This window comes from Roseitranquillus sediminis, from assembly GCF_016918935.1.
Classification (GTDB): Bacteria; Pseudomonadota; Alphaproteobacteria; order Rhodobacterales; family Rhodobacteraceae; genus Roseitranquillus; species Roseitranquillus sediminis.
In genome coordinates, this window is sequence record NZ_JAFFOB010000015.1 from 476,873 (window position 1) to 490,449 (window position 13,577).

Annotated in this window: 15 protein-coding genes; 9 read left to right on the top strand and 6 right to left on the bottom strand. The window is 68.1% G+C overall.

Going from position 1 to position 13,577, the window contains the following annotated elements; all coding sequences use genetic code 11:
* Positions 1 to 87 precede the first annotated feature (87 nt).
* From yajC to secF, 3 genes are read left to right on the top strand one after another with little or no spacing between them, the layout of a single operon-like run.
* Entirely contained in the window at positions 88 to 411 is a 324-nt protein-coding gene (gene yajC, locus JM664_RS10470) for a preprotein translocase subunit YajC (protein ID WP_227419846.1), read from the top strand.
* A 5-nt stretch (positions 412 to 416) separates the two neighbouring features.
* Entirely contained in the window at positions 417 to 2,078 is a 1,662-nt protein-coding gene (gene secD, locus JM664_RS10475) for a protein translocase subunit SecD (RefSeq protein WP_227419847.1), read from the top strand.
* Positions 2,079 to 2,082: 4 nt separating this feature from the next.
* The gene (gene secF / locus JM664_RS10480; protein ID WP_227419848.1) at positions 2,083 to 3,051 is read left to right on the top strand and encodes a protein translocase subunit SecF; all 969 of its coding nucleotides are present in this window, start codon (positions 2,083 to 2,085) and stop codon (positions 3,049 to 3,051) included.
* Between the two features lie 33 nt (positions 3,052 to 3,084).
* Here the strand turns inward: secF and JM664_RS10485 are convergent, their stop codons facing one another.
* Complete coding sequence (locus JM664_RS10485) at positions 3,085 to 3,330, bottom strand: hypothetical protein (RefSeq protein ID WP_227419849.1); 246 nt, start codon at positions 3,328 to 3,330, stop codon at positions 3,085 to 3,087.
* A gap of 467 nt (positions 3,331 to 3,797) precedes the next feature.
* Here JM664_RS10485 and JM664_RS10490 point away from each other — a divergent pair, with 467 nt between their 5' ends.
* From JM664_RS10490 to JM664_RS10515, 6 genes are read left to right on the top strand one after another with little or no spacing between them, the layout of a single operon-like run.
* Complete coding sequence (locus tag JM664_RS10490) at positions 3,798 to 4,151, top strand: Mth938-like domain-containing protein (RefSeq protein ID WP_227419968.1); 354 nt, start codon at positions 3,798 to 3,800, stop codon at positions 4,149 to 4,151.
* A gap of 42 nt (positions 4,152 to 4,193) precedes the next feature.
* Entirely contained in the window at positions 4,194 to 4,808 is a 615-nt protein-coding gene (ccmA, locus tag JM664_RS10495) for a heme ABC exporter ATP-binding protein CcmA (RefSeq protein WP_227419850.1), read from the top strand.
* Between the two features lie 16 nt (positions 4,809 to 4,824).
* Positions 4,825 to 5,481: a heme exporter protein CcmB gene (ccmB, locus tag JM664_RS10500; RefSeq protein ID WP_227419851.1), complete on the top strand. Its 657-nt coding sequence runs from the start codon at positions 4,825 to 4,827 to the stop codon at positions 5,479 to 5,481.
* 55 nt (positions 5,482 to 5,536) lie between these two features.
* Positions 5,537 to 6,268 (top strand): heme ABC transporter permease, encoded by a 732-nt coding sequence (locus tag JM664_RS10505; protein ID WP_227419852.1) that lies wholly within the window; start codon positions 5,537 to 5,539, stop codon positions 6,266 to 6,268.
* Entirely contained in the window at positions 6,261 to 6,410 is a 150-nt protein-coding gene (gene ccmD / locus JM664_RS10510; protein ID WP_227419853.1) for a heme exporter protein CcmD, read from the top strand. The genes JM664_RS10505 and ccmD overlap by 8 nt, the downstream gene beginning before the upstream one ends.
* Entirely contained in the window at positions 6,403 to 6,939 is a 537-nt protein-coding gene (locus JM664_RS10515) for a DsbE family thiol:disulfide interchange protein (protein WP_227419854.1), read from the top strand. The genes ccmD and JM664_RS10515 overlap by 8 nt, the downstream gene beginning before the upstream one ends.
* On the opposite strand, the gene JM664_RS10520 is transcribed toward JM664_RS10515, so the two are convergent.
* From JM664_RS10520 to JM664_RS10540, 5 genes are all read right to left on the bottom strand, one after another.
* The gene (locus tag JM664_RS10520; protein WP_227419855.1) at positions 6,936 to 8,375 is read right to left on the bottom strand and encodes a UdgX family uracil-DNA binding protein; all 1,440 of its coding nucleotides are present in this window, start codon (positions 8,373 to 8,375) and stop codon (positions 6,936 to 6,938) included. The two genes, JM664_RS10515 and JM664_RS10520, sit on opposite strands and share 4 nt — an antisense overlap.
* 46 nt (positions 8,376 to 8,421) lie before the next feature.
* Positions 8,422 to 9,657, bottom strand: coding sequence for a putative DNA modification/repair radical SAM protein (locus JM664_RS10525; protein WP_227419856.1), 1,236 nt, complete (start codon positions 9,655 to 9,657; stop codon positions 8,422 to 8,424).
* 90 nt (positions 9,658 to 9,747) lie between these two features.
* Entirely contained in the window at positions 9,748 to 10,866 is a 1,119-nt protein-coding gene (locus tag JM664_RS10530) for a CaiB/BaiF CoA transferase family protein (protein WP_227419857.1), read from the bottom strand.
* On the bottom strand, positions 10,866 to 12,074 hold the full coding sequence (locus tag JM664_RS10535) for an acyl-CoA dehydrogenase (RefSeq protein WP_227419858.1): 1,209 nt from the start codon (positions 12,072 to 12,074) through the stop codon (positions 10,866 to 10,868). Before JM664_RS10535 ends, JM664_RS10530 begins: the two co-directional genes overlap by 1 nt.
* A gap of 88 nt (positions 12,075 to 12,162) precedes the next feature.
* Positions 12,163 to 13,488: an aminotransferase-like domain-containing protein gene (locus JM664_RS10540; RefSeq protein WP_227419859.1), complete on the bottom strand. Its 1,326-nt coding sequence runs from the start codon at positions 13,486 to 13,488 to the stop codon at positions 12,163 to 12,165.
* Positions 13,489 to 13,577: the final 89 nt, after the last annotated feature.

The window sequence follows — 13,577 nt, forward strand, 5'->3', positions numbered from 1 at the left end:
AGCGTCGCTTGCCAACCAGAATCCCCGCTTATAGGGTGCGCGCCAATTTGCGGAACCCTCCGCCCGAAGCTGACCAAGGACACTCAGATGCTTGCAACGCCGGCCTATGCCCAGGCGGCTGGTGGCGCCGGAGGGGCCATCGCCTCCTTCGTGCCGCTGATCCTGATCTTCGCGATCATGTACTTCCTCCTGATCCGCCCCCAGCAGAAGCGGGTGAAGGAGCATCAGAAGATGGTGGCGGCGCTGCGGCGCGGTGACCAGATCGTCACTCAGGGCGGCATCATCGGCAAGGTCAGCAAGGTCAAGGACGACGGCGAGCTCGAGGTCGAGGTGGCCGAGGGCGTGCGCGTTCGCGTGGTGCGCTCGACCGTGGCGCAGGTGCTGAACAAGACGGAACCGGCGGCGAGCTGAACGCCATGCTGGACATCCCCCTCTGGAAGCGGGTGGTCATCTGGGGCCTCGTGGCGCTCGGTCTCATGCTGGCGCTGCCAAACCTGTTCTACGAACGGGTCGAGGCGCACAACGACGCCGTCCAGGCGATCGAGCAGCAAGGTGCCACGCCCGAGCGGCTAACCGCGGCGGAGAGCTGGCCTGACTGGATGCCGTCGGGTCTGGTTAATCTCGGCCTCGACCTGCGCGGAGGGGCGCACCTCCTCGCCGAGGTGCATCTTGAGGACGTCTACGCCGACCGCCTCGACGGCTTCTGGCCCGAAGTGCGCGACGCGCTGCGCGACGAGCGTGAGGTGGTTGGCACGATCCGCCGCCAGCCCTCGCCGGGAAGCGAGCTCAGGGTGCAAATCTCGCGCGCCGAGGGCATGCCGCGCGCGCTGGAAGTCGTGCGCGACCTCGCCCGGCCTATCGTCTCGCTCACCGGCGTCGGTGGCAGCGACATTGCGGTTGCGGGGCAGGGCGACGAGCTGGTGGTGACGCTGAGCGAGGACGAGCAGCGGGCGACGGACGAGCGCACGCTGCGCCAGTCGCTCGAGATCATCCGCCGCCGCGTCGATGAGGTCGGCACCCGTGAGCCGACGATCCAGCGCCAGGGCGACGACCGCATCCTGATCCAGGTGCCGGGGATCGGCTCGGCCGAGGAGCTGAAGAACCTCATCGGCACGACCGCGCGCCTGACGTTCCACCCAGTCGTCGGCCGCACCGGCGATCCCGACGCCCCGGTCGAGGGGCGCAACGTCGTCCATCCGTCGATGGACGAGCCCGGCACCTACTACATCCTCGAGCCGTCGCCGGTGGTGTCCGGCGAGGAGCTGGTGGATGCGCAGCCGAGTTTCGACCAGAACGGCCGGCCCGCCGTGAGCTTCCGGTTCAACCCCCAGGGCGCACGGCGGTTCGGCGATTATACGGCCGAGAACATCGGATCGCCCTTCGCCATCGTGCTCGACGAGGAGGTGATCTCGGCCCCCGTCATCCAGAGCCACATCCCCGGTGGCTCCGGCATCATCACCGGCCAGTTCACCGTAGAGGAATCGACCCAGCTTGCGGTCCTCTTGCGCGCCGGCGCGCTGCCCGCGGAGATGACCTTCCTCGAGGAGCGCACGATCGGCCCCGAGCTCGGGCAGGACAGCATCGACGCGGGCCGAATCGCCGCGCTCGTCGCGCTCGGGGCGGTTCTGCTCTTCATGGCGCTGAGTTACGGCCTCTTCGGCATCATCGCAGACGTGGCGCTGCTTCTGAACATCGCGCTGATCTTTGGCGTGCTCTCGGCCATCGGCGCGACGCTGACGCTGCCGGGCATCGCAGGCATCGTCCTCACCATCGGCATGGCGGTCGACGCGAACGTACTGGTCTTCGAGCGGATTCGCGAGGAGATGAAGAGCGCGCGGGGGCCGGCGCGGGCGATCCAGCTCGGCTACGAGCGCGCGCTCTCGGCCATCATCGACGCGAATCTCACGACCTTTCTGATCGCGGCGATACTCTTCATTCTCGGCTCCGGCCCCGTGCGCGGCTTCGCCGTCACGCTGGCAATCGGTCTCATCACCTCGGTCTTCACCGCCGTTTACGTGACGCGGGTCATCATCGTGATGTGGTTCGAGCGCCGCCGTCCCAGGACATTGGAGGTCTGAGCACATGCGCCTGAGACTGGTTCCGAACGAGACCCGCATCGACTTCTTCCGCTACGCCAAGGTGACCTTCGGCGGCTCGCTGATCGCGATGCTGCTATCACTTGTCCTGTGGCTGACGATGGGGCTCAACTTCGGGATCGACTTTCGGGGCGGCACCACCATCCGCACCGAATCCACGCAGGCGGTAGACGTCGGGGTCTATCGCAGCGCACTGCAGCCGCTGAACCTGGGTGACGTTACGATAACCGAGGTCTTCGACCCGACCTTTGGCGACGAACGCAACGTCGCGATGGTCCGCATCCAGGCGCAGGAGGACCAGGAGAGCGTTTCGGCGCAGACGATATCCGACGTCGAGGCGGCGCTGCAGACGGTCGATCCCTCGATCACCTTCCCCTCGGTCGAGTCGGTGGGGCCGAAGGTTTCGGGCGAACTGATCCGGACCGCCTTCATCGCGGTGGGCGCAGCCATGATCCTGATCCTTATCTACATCTGGTTGAGGTTCGAGTGGCAGTTCTCGGTCGGCGCCGTGGCGGCGCTCTTCCACGACGTCATCGTGACGATCGGCGTCTTCTCGCTGCTGCAGATCCGCTTCGACCTCGCGACCATCGCCGCTCTGCTCACGATCATCGGCTACTCGATCAACGACACCGTAGTCATCTTCGACCGCGTCCGCGAGAACCTGCGCAAATACAAGAAGATGCCGCTGCGCGACCTGCTGAACCTTTCGACCAACGAGACGTTGTCGCGCACCGTCATGACTTCGGGAACGACGTTGCTGGCGCTGCTGCCGCTCCTGATCTTCGGCGGCGACGTGATCCGCGGTTTCGTCTTCGCAATCTTCTGGGGTGTGATAATCGGCACCTACTCCACCGTCTACGTGGCCAAGAACATCGTCCTGATGCTCGGCGTGAAGCGCGACTGGTCAAAGCCCGACGCCAATCAGGGGAACCAGTTTGCCAACGTCGATGCCTGACGGGTCGCGGCGCTTTGCGCGCCCGGCCTTTGTCTAGGTCGCAAGGCCGTCGACTGCGATGCTGGCTGGATTGAGCAGGATCTTCTTGAAGAGCGCGGCGAGGAGCGCGGGGGCCGAGTGGACGAGTTCGGAGGCGGCCCGATCGGACGCGGCGGAGAGGTCCGATGTCAGCAGCCAGCTCCGCAGGCGGGAGAAGACGCGGGTCTCGATGCGTGACTGGCGGATCGACTTGCGAAGCAGAACCCCAAAACTTCGATCCGCCGCGGATCGTCGAGGCATACCAGATGCCGCCCTGCGGCGCCGGGATGCCTTCGGCGTTGAGCCCGCGAACGATAGTCGCCCGACCGGCCGCTGCGGCCTCCTTGAAGATGCGCAGCAAGATCGGTGCTGTATCCTATCGATCTCGCAGATGGCGCCGATCTTCGGAGTATCTCGCGCTTGCGGTAGCCGTGTGCGAGGCTATGCGCACGACCATCGCGCTCGAGCATGCTGACGAGGCCAGAGGATCCCAGTGAAGCCCGGCCGTGGTGGCGGAAAAGGCCAACGGCGTCCGGCTTCGCTGGCGGCGATCCGGTCCGAATGGCCGGAGTGCGCCTTTTGACCTCACCAGAGGAGCCCCGGCGGTGCGGGTCCGGGCGGGGCAGGCGACTTCGGTTCCGCGCTTCCGCTTCTTCGACTGCGCAGCCGCCTTGGCCATCGCGATGCCTGTGCTTGCCGAATTTCTGCTTTGGCGCTACGTGCCGCACATGCGCCTGAACGAGGTTACCTATACCGGGGCACTGCCGATCGACGGCTACGGTCCAGGCTTCTTCCGCATCGCAGGCACGGTGCATGCGGCGCCGCTGGCCGTTCTGCCCTCTGGTGTGACGCGCTGGGGCGGCTACGACGACCTCGCCCCGCTGCTCGATCTGGCGGAGGCCATGGACATCCTGTTCCTCGGCACAGGTGCGGAGCCCGCGCATCCGCCGCGAGCTTTCCGAGAGGCAGTGGAGGCCGCGGGCATGGGCCTCGAGGTGATGGCGTCGCCGCCGGCCTGCCGGACCTACAACGTGCTCCTGTCCGAAGGGCGCCGCGTCGGCATCGCCCTGATGCCCGTCTAGGGCCGCTTTCGCGGCCGCGCCGGATCGTCTAAGCGCTCTCGGATGGAGCTTGCCGTCACCGACCTTGCCTGCGCCCGCGGAGGATTGCCGATACTCTCCGGCCTTTCGTTCAGGCTCGGGATCGGACAGCTCATGCTCCTGCGCGGCCCCAACGGGGCGGGCAAGACGACGCTGCTGCGGACGCTCGCTGGTCTGCAGTCGCCGCTCGCCGGCACGATCTCAGTGCCGCCGGAAGCGGTCGCCTACGCCGCGCACGCCGACGCGGTGAAGCCGACGCTGACGGTGGACGAGAACCTTGCCTTTTGGGCGGCCATTTACGGCGCGGAAGACATACGGCGGGCACGGGAGGCCTTCGCGCTGGACGACCTGCGCGAACAGCAGGCGCAGCATCTCTCGGCGGGGCAGAAGCGGCGGCTGGGGCTGGCGCGGCTGCTGCTGGTGGCGCGGCCGGTCTGGGCGCTCGACGAGCCGACGGTGTCGCTCGACGCGCGGGCGGTGGGTCTCTTCGTGGAGGCGCTGCGGCGGCATCTGGACGCTGGCGGGTCGGCCCTGATCGCGACCCACATCGATCTCGGCATCATGGCGCCGGAACTCGACCTGATCCGATATCGCGTCGCACCTTCTCGTGCGATCGCGTTCGACGAGGCGTTTGCGTGATCCATCCGGCGCATTTATGAGAGACGTCTTCCTGCGCGACCTGCGTCTCGCGGTGCGGGCCGGCGGCGGCTTCGGCCTCGCGCTGGCGTTCTTCCTAATCGTTACCGTTCTCGTGCCGCTGGCCGTGGGGCCGCGGGCGGACCTGCTGGCGGCGATCGCGCCGGGCATCCTTTGGGTCGGGGCGCTGCTCTCGTCGCTCCTGTCGCTCGACCGGATCTTCGCGCTCGACCTTGAGGACGGCTCGCTCGACCTGCTGGCGACGTCTCCGCTGCCGCTCGAGGGGCTGGTCGCGGCCAAGGCGGCGGCGCACTGGGTGACGACGGGCCTGCCGCTGACGCTGGCCGCGCCGCTCTTCGGGCTGCTGCTGGGGCTGCCGGGCGAGGGGCAGCCGTGGCTGGTGGCGACGCTGGCGCTCGGCACGCCAGCGCTCAGCATGATCGGCGCGTTCGGCGCGGCGCTGACCGTGGGGCTCCGGCGCGGCGGTCTCCTCCTGTCGTTGCTGGTGCTTCCGCTCTACATGCCGACGCTGATCTTCGGGGCGGAAGCAGTGCGGCGCGGAGCCGAGGGGCTGAGCGTGGCGACGCCGGTGCTGATGCTGGCCGGTATTACAGCCGGGGTCGTGGCGCTGATCCCCTTCGCGGCGGCGGCGGCGATCCGGGTCAACCTGCGCTGAGCCGTCGCGCCCATGTGTCTTGAGGCGGCCCGTCGAACCGCATAGAGCATCGCCAATGTCGCTCTGGGAATATGCCAATCCTGCCAAGTTCATGGCCACCAGCCGCCGCCCGATGCAGGCGCTCGGCGCTGCGGCTGCCGTGGCACTGGCGGTCGGGCTGGTCTGGGGCTTCTTCTTCACGCCCGACGACTACCGGCAGGGCGCGACGGTCAAGATCATCTACCTGCACGTCCCCTCGGCACTGATGGCGATTAACGGCTGGTTGATGATGCTGGTCGCGTCGCTGATCTGGCTGATCCGCCGTCACCACGTCAGTGCGCTTGCCGCACGCGCGGCGGCGCCCGTGGGCATGACGATGACGCTGGTCGCGCTCGTGACCGGCGCCGTCTGGGGCAGCCCGATGTGGGGCACCTGGTGGGCGTGGGACCCGCGGCTGACCTCGTTCCTGATCCTGTTCCTGTTCTACCTCGGCTACATCGCGCTCTGGGAGGCGATCGAGGATCCGGACACGGCCGCCGACCTCACCAGCGTGCTTTGTCTCGTCGGCTCGGTTTTCGCAGTTCTCTCGCGTTATGCGGTGCTGTTCTGGAACCAGGGCCTGCACCAGGGCGCATCGCTGTCGCTCGACGCCGAGGAGAACGTGGCAGATGTGTTCTACTTTCCGCTGCTGGTCTGCATCGCGGGGTTTGTGATGCTGTTCGTGGCGCTGGTGCTGCTCAGGACGCGGACCGAGGTGCGGGCGCGGCGGCTGCACGTGTTGACCATGCGGAGGCGAATGAGTGCCTGATCTCGGCAAGTACGCGGCGGAAATCCTGACCGCTTACGGCGCGAGCGCAATATTGCTTGGCGGGATCGTCTGGGCCAGCGTCGCGCGGGCGGCCCGGCTGCGGCGGCGGCTCGACGAGTTGGAGGGCCGCGGTCGTGGCTAGGGTGTCGGCGCTGGTCCTGGTGCCCCCGGTCGCTTTCCTCGCGCTGGCGGCCGTCTTCTTCGTCGGCATGCAGCGCGACGATCCGGACGCGCTGCCGTCGGCGCGCGAGGGGCAGGTGGCGCCGGCTATCGCGCTCGAGCCGCTGGGCGAGCGGCCTGTCTTCGACTACGCCGTCCTGCAGGAGCCGGGCGTGAAGCTGGTGAACTACTGGGCGAGCTGGTGCGCGCCCTGCCGTGCGGAGCACCCGAACCTCGAGCTCCTGGCGAGCGAGGGGGTGCCGATCTACGGCATCAACTACAAGGACGACCCGGAGAACGCCGAGGCATTCCTTGAGGAGCTTGGCGATCCCTATACCGCGATAGGGGCGGATGCGTCGGGGCGCACAGCGATTGACTGGGGTCTCTATGGAGTTCCGGAAACCTACGTGATCGACGGCGAGGGGCGGATCGTGCTGCGCTTCGCCGGCCCTATCACGCAGCGCTCGCTCGAGGGGCAGATCCGCCCGGCCATCGCCAAGGCATCGCCCTAGGTCGCGCGCAGCTCCACCAGGTGCGCCTGCGCCGCCGCGAGGTCTTGGCGGAAACGCTCGCGCTCCTGCGCCTTTAGGTCGGCGTCCGGCAGGCGGAGCAGGTAGGACGGGTGCACCGTCAGGAAGACCGGCACGTTCTCGAACGCCGTCTCTACTGTGCCGCGCCGCTTGAGGATGCCCTTCCCGGTGCCCGTCAGCGACTCGGCCGCCGTCGCGCCCAGCGCCACGATCAGGAGCGGCTGCACCAGCCGCCGCTCGGCCTCCAGCCACCAGCGGCAGGCCTGGATCTCGCCCGCGTCGGGTCGTTGGTGGATGCGCCGCTTGCCGCGCGGCGCGAACTTGAAGTGCTTCACGGCATTGGTCACGAAGGTGCGCGAGCGGTCGATCCCCGCCTCCGCCACGACCTCGTCGAAGAGCCGTCCGGCGGGGCCGACGAAGGGGCGGCCGGCGAGGTCCTCCTGGTCGCCGGGCTGCTCGCCCACGAACATCATCTCGGCATCGGTCGAGCCCTCGCCCACGACCACCTGCGTCGCGTTGCGGTAGAGGTCGCAGCGGGTGCAGCCCCTCGCCGCCTCGTGCAGCGCGGCGAGGGTGTCGGGGGCAGGGGGCTGCTGTTCGGGCATGGGTCGCTCCTTGATGGCGCGGGCGTAGGCGGGCGGCTGCGTAGGCGTGGCTGCGCGCATCGCCAATGCCCGCTCTTCGGCCGAGGCGATGAGGTCGGGGATTTCCCGCGCCTCGGGCATGTTCTTCCAGTACTTCTTCGGCATTTCGGCTTGCATCGCCTTCACCTTCAGGCGCGCAGGGTTGAAGATGTTGCGGAAGTAGGTCGTCCAGAGCGCCTCGGTCGCGTCCTCCGGGATGTCCGGGCGCGGCCGGCCGGGCTCGAAGGTCAGCTGTCCAGCCTCGAACCGCGCCGAGAGGTCGGGAGTGACGATCAGCCAGTCCATGTCGCCGAAGCGGCGCTGGAAGAACGAGGCGTTCGGCTCCACGATGTGGTGCTCAGGCTCGAACCAGGCGGCAAAGGCGCGTCTTGGCGCGCTGGAGTCACCGACTTCGCGAAAGCGCAGGAACGCACGCATCTTGTGGATGTCGCGGCCGACCGACTTCTCCATCTGTCGCAGCTTTGCCAGCGCCGGGTCGCCGCGATCTTGGATCAGGCCGGGTTGGTCGCGGAGGCGCCAGAGGACGCCGTAGAGGCGGGCGAAGCGCTCGGGGTCGGAGTGCCAGCAAACACGCTCGGCCAGTTCGACGAAGGCGCGGGGAACAGTGAAACGCCCCGCAGTCGGTGGCGCCGCCGCCTCGTCGAAGAGGCCGGGCGCCGCGTTGCCGTAGCGCCAGTCGACCGCCTCGGGCGGGACCGCGGCGGAGGCCAGCCCGCGCGCGGCGTCGCGCCACGCGGCAGCGGTCGCTATCGGAGGAAGGGTGATCGTCCGCATCTGCAGATCTCGACGCGGCGCGACACGCCGCGGTTCCGCAGATGCGTCACAAAAGCCGCAGCTGCTCCGGCGGCGGCGCGAAGCGCGACCTGAGGTCCGCGCTGTCCGTCAAGCTGCCGGGGGTCCAGCCGCCGAGCGTCACAAACGGCCGCGCCTGCTTCATGTTGGCGCCCATGCGGACTACGTCGTCGTAGCGCAATGTGCGGAAGCGGCGCGTCGTGAGGATGCGATTGACGGTTTTCGTTCCGAAGCCCGGCACGCGCAGCAGCGTCTCGCGCTCGGCGCGGTTCACGTCCACCGGAAACCGCGCCCGGTTGGCGAGCGCCCAGGCCAGCTTCGGGTCGATGTCGAGGTCGAGCATCCCTTCCCGCGCAGGCGCTGTCAGCTCTTCGAGCTCGAAGCCGTAGAAGCGCAGCAGCCAATCGGCTTGATAGAGGCGGTGCTCGCGCTGCAGCGGCGGCCGTATCAAGGGCAGCGCCGAGGAACTGTCGGGGATGGGGGAGAAGGACGAGTAGTAGACACGCTTCAGTCCATAGGACGAATAAAGCCGCCGCGCGTTGCCGAGAATCGCCAAGTCGTCCGAGGCGTCGGCACCCACGATCATCTGCGTCGACTGTCCGGCGGGAGCGAAGCGGCGCGGGCGCTTGCCGGTATGGCTGCGGTCGCGATGCTCCTCCTTTTTGAGGCGGACCTGCGCCATCGCCTTGCGAATCGTCGCCGGATCCTTTTCCGGCGCATAGCTGCGGACGCTGGCGTCGGTCGGCAGCTCGATGTTCACGGAGAGTCGGTCGGCGTAGAGGCCTGCCTCCTCGATCAGCTCCGGGCTAGCGTCGGGAATGGTCTTGAGGTGGATGTAGCCGCGGAAATTGTGCTCCTCCCGAAGTGTGCGGGCGATGCGCACCATGTCGGCCATCGTCGTGTCGGGTGATCGGATGATGCCGGAGGAGAGGAACAGCCCCTCAATGTAGTTTCGCCGGTAGAACTCCAGAGTCAGCGTCACGACCTCGTCGACGCTGAACCGCGCCCGCTCGACGTTCGAGCTCACGCGGTTCACGCAGTAGGCGCAGTCGTAGATGCAGAAGTTCGTCATCAGGATCTTGAGCAAGCTGATGCACCGCCCATCGGGAGCATAGGCGTGGCAGATCCCCGACCCTTCGGTCGAGCCGAGGCCCTTGCCATCACGGCTGTCGCGGCGCGCGGTGCCGCTCGACGCGCAGGAGGCGTCGTATTTGGCGGCATCGCTCAGGATGGCGAGCTTCTGCTCGAGCGTTTTCTGGCCCATCCGTTCCACTTATGTTCGCGAATTCGCGGGGGCAAGCACGGCGACGCTACGGCGGGATGACACGGTGTCGCGCCGAGACCTGCGGCAGGTTCAGTCGCCGCCCTTGGTCGTAAGCGGCGGGGCGCTGCGGGCCAATGTCAGGTGGCTGCGAGAGAAGCTGAGAGGCGTGCGGAGGCCGGCGATACCCTCGGGGTGCACGACGAGGCCCCGGGCCGCCACCTGCGGGTCCACTACGGCGTCGCCGACGGTGTTGATCGGGCCGCCGGGCACGCCTGCCGCCTCAAGCAGGGCGACGAGCGCGCCACGGTCGAAGCGCCGCGTCGCCGCCGCTAGCATCGGGATCAGCGTCTCTCGGTGCGCGACGCGATCCGGGTTGGTCGCGTACCGGGGATCGGCGGCAAGGTCCGGAAGGTCGAGGTGCGCGCAGAGCGCCTGGAACTGGCGGTCGTTGCCACAGGCGATGATGACATGGCCGTCCGAAGCCGGGAACACCTGATAGGGCGCGATGTTCGGATGCTCGTTGCCCATCCGCCGGGGCGCGCGACCGGTGACGAGGAAGTTCATCGCCTGGTTCGCCATCGCCGCGACCGCGCAGTCCATGAGCGCGAGGTCGACATGCTGGCCGATCCCGCTGCGCGCGCGTTCCGCAAGCGCAGACTGGATGCCGATGACGCCGTAGAGCCCGGTGAGGATGTCGACCCAGGCGACGCCGACCTTCTGAGGGTCGCCCTCCGCCTCGCCCGTCAGGTCCATGATGCCGCACGCGCCCTGGATCAGCAGGTCGTAGCCCGGCAGGTGCGCCTTGGGACCAGTCTGGCCGAAGCCGGTGATCGAGGCGTAGACGAGACGCGGGTTCGTCGCGGCGAGGCTTTCATAGTCAAGGCCGAAGCGTCTCAGGCCGCCAACCTTGAAGTTCTCGACGACGACGTCCGCCTCCGCGATCTCGGCCTTGAGTGCCGCGAGCTGGCCCGCGTCGGCGAAGTCGCAGACCATGAGCCGCTTGCCGCGGTTCGTGGCGTAGTAGTAGGCGGCGCTGCGATCGCCCTCGCGCTCCACAAACGGCGGGCCCCAGCGGCGGGTGTCGTCGCCCGCCGGTGCCTCGACCTTCAGCACGTCGGCGCCGAGGTCGGCCAGGGTCTGCCCGATCCAGGGCCCCGCCAGGATGCGCGCCAGCTCGACGACCTTCAGCCCCTCGAGCGGCGCGCTCATCAGAAGAACGCCTGCAACCCGGTGATCGCCCGGCCGACGATGAGCGCGTGGACGTCATGCGTGCCCTCGTAGGTGTTCACCGTCTCGAGGTTCGAGGCGTGGCGCATCACCTGGTACTCCTCCGAGATGCCGTTGCCGCCATGCATGTCGCGGGCCATCCGCGCCACGTCGAGCGCCTTGCCGCAATTATTGCGCTTCACGACCGAGATCATCTCCGGCGCCGCGCGGCCCTCGTCCATCAGCCGACCCACTCGCAGGCTCGCCTGCAGCCCGAGCGAGATCTCCGTCAGCATGTTGGCGAGCTTGAGCTGGTAGAGCTGGTTCTGCGCGATCGGCCGCTTGAACTGGTGCCGGTCGAGCCCGTACTGCCGTGCGGCGTGGAAGCAGAACTCCGCCGCGCCCATGACGCCCCAGCTGATGCCGTAGCGTGCGCGATTGAGGCAGCCAAACGGCCCCCGGAGCCCCTCGACGTTCGGGAGGAGCGCGTCCTCGCCCACCTCGACGCCGTCCATCACGATCTGACCGGTAATCGAGGCACGCAGGCTGAGCTTGCCGCCGATCTTGGGCGCCGATAGGCCCTTGAGGCCCTTGTCGAGGACGAAGCCCCGCACCTTGCCCTCGTGCGCCTCGGACTTGGCCCACACCACGAAGACGTCGGCGATCGGGCTGTTCGAAATCCAGGTCTTGGAGCCGGAGAGGACGTAGCCGTTGTCGGACTTGCGTGCCACGGTCTTCATGCCGGCCGGGTCCGAACCCGCGTCTGGCTCGGTGAGGCCGAAGCAGCCGATAAGCTCGCCCGTCGCCAGCTTTGGCAGGTACTTCGCGCGCTGCTCGTCCGAGCCGTAGGCGTGGATCGGGTACATCACCAGTGAGGATTGCACCGACATCATGCTGCGGTAGCCCGAGTCGACGCGCTCGATTTCGCGCGCGACGAGGCCGTAGGTGACGTACGAGGCGCCGAGGCCGCCGAACTCCTCCGGCACCGTCACGCCGAGCAGCCCCATCTCACCCATCTCGCGGAAGATGTCGGGATCGGTGACCTCTTCCCGGTAGGCGTCGATCACGCGCGGCTGCAGGCGATCCTGCGCGTAGGCGCGCGCGGCGTCGCGCATCATGCGCTCGTCCTCGCTCAGTTGGTCGTCCAGCCGGAACGGGTCTTCCCAGACAAACCGGTCGAGGTCGGGGGCGTCCTTGGGTTTCAGGGCCATGGGTTCCTCGCTTGATGACGCTCCGCCGTCATAGGCGCGCAGGCGCGGCGAGCCAAGCGGCTAAGCTCCGGACCGCCGCGTCGCGTCGTCACCCGTGCGGGCGCGAGGCGAGGAGAAGGGCATCGGCCACGCGCTCGTAGCCGTCGGCGAGCATGCTCGTTCCGACCCGGATGTGCCCGGCGCCGTGCAGGAAGCACTTTTCGCCCGGCAGCACCACGATTCCATGGGCGGCGAGCGTGACCAGTGCGAAGGGCTCCGACGGCACAGGTAGCCACAAGCAGAGCCCGTCGCCGCGGAATGCAGCCATGCCGCGCGTCTCCAGCGCGTCGAGAAGGGCGCTGCGACGCGCGGCATAGATCGAACGCGCCTCGTCAAGCCGGGCCGCCGTTTCTGGATCACTCAGAAGCCACGCGGCCGCGTTCTGAAGGAGGCGGCTCGTCCACCCCGCGCTGAACAGGCGGTAGGACTGCACCCGCTCGACCACGTCCTCCGGCGCGGACATGACCGCGAGGCGGAGGTCGGGTCCGTAGGACTTGGACAGCGACCGGATGTGGATCACCCGCTCGGGAAAGCGCGCGCCGAGGCTTTGCGACGGGTGGGCCGAGACGTCGCCGAGGCCGTCGTCCTCCAGCACAAGGGTCGCCTGATCCTTCAGCGAGTCCCCCAGTTCCGCGATCCGCGCGGCATCCACGTGTCGTCCGGTGACCGAATGGGTCCGGGGTTGGTAGAGGAAGAGCACTGGCCGCTGCGCCAGTGCGCCATCCAGCGCCTCTGGCAGCGGACCTCGATCGTCGCACGCGACCGGCAGGATATGTGCGCCGGCGTCCTCGAGGATGTCGAGCAGCCGGATCGCCGTCGGTTCTTCGCAGGCCACGGCGTCGCCGGGTGTCACCAGCGCGTGCACCGCCGCATAAACCGCGTTGTAGCCGCCGTTCGTCGCCAGCAATGCGTTCGGCGGATAGGGCCAGGTCGGCTCCACCGCGTCGCGCAGGCTCGGCTCGATCCGCGAGCGGCGATAGCTGTTAAGGTCTGGTCCCGTCGCCGCGTGGCGCAAGGCCGCTTCCAGTGGCGGCAGCAGCGCGGGGTCCGGGACCGCGAGGCTGAGGTCCAGCGCACCGGGGCCATAAGCACCCATCCGCCCGGTCCGCGCCGGGGCGTTGCCGATCGCGGTCTCGGTGACCCATGTGCCGTTTCGCCCGCGACCTGTCAGGACCTTCTGCCGGCGGAGCGCCGTCCATGCGCCGGAAATCGTGGCGGGGCTGATGCCGGTGTGGAACGCCAGGTCGCGCAGGGCAGGAAGGCGACTGCCGACGGGGAGTTCGCCGCTCCGCACCAGACGCGCGGTTTCCACGGCAATGCCCTTCGCGTCCCTGCCGCGCAGACGTCGCGCCAGCCACTCTGCCTCGATCTTCACCCGAGCCGTCCGTAAATGTTCAGTAGCATAAAAACATTTGTCCGTTACGTCATGAACATTTAATGCAGGCGCCGGAACGTCAACCGGAG

Bases quoted from the DNA above. Each gene is read 5' to 3' on its own strand.
- yajC (WP_227419846.1), top strand. From the start codon at position 88: ATGCTTGCAACGCCGGCCTATGCCCAGGCGGCTGGTGGCGCCGGAGGG.
- secD (WP_227419847.1), top strand. From the start codon at position 417: ATGCTGGACATCCCCCTCTGGAAGCGGGTGGTCATCTGGGGCCTCGTG.
- secF (WP_227419848.1), top strand. From the start codon at position 2,083: ATGCGCCTGAGACTGGTTCCGAACGAGACCCGCATCGACTTCTTCCGC.
- JM664_RS10485 (WP_227419849.1), bottom strand. From the start codon at position 3,330: ATGCCTCGACGATCCGCGGCGGATCGAAGTTTTGGGGTTCTGCTTCGC.
- JM664_RS10490 (WP_227419968.1), top strand. From the start codon at position 3,798: ATGCGCCTGAACGAGGTTACCTATACCGGGGCACTGCCGATCGACGGC.
- ccmA (WP_227419850.1), top strand. From the start codon at position 4,194: ATGGAGCTTGCCGTCACCGACCTTGCCTGCGCCCGCGGAGGATTGCCG.
- ccmB (WP_227419851.1), top strand. From the start codon at position 4,825: ATGAGAGACGTCTTCCTGCGCGACCTGCGTCTCGCGGTGCGGGCCGGC.
- JM664_RS10505 (WP_227419852.1), top strand. From the start codon at position 5,537: ATGTCGCTCTGGGAATATGCCAATCCTGCCAAGTTCATGGCCACCAGC.
- JM664_RS10520 (WP_227419855.1), bottom strand. From the start codon at position 8,375: ATGCGGACGATCACCCTTCCTCCGATAGCGACCGCTGCCGCGTGGCGC.
- JM664_RS10525 (WP_227419856.1), bottom strand. From the start codon at position 9,657: ATGGGCCAGAAAACGCTCGAGCAGAAGCTCGCCATCCTGAGCGATGCC.
- JM664_RS10530 (WP_227419857.1), bottom strand. From the start codon at position 10,866: ATGAGCGCGCCGCTCGAGGGGCTGAAGGTCGTCGAGCTGGCGCGCATC.
- JM664_RS10535 (WP_227419858.1), bottom strand. From the start codon at position 12,074: ATGGCCCTGAAACCCAAGGACGCCCCCGACCTCGACCGGTTTGTCTGG.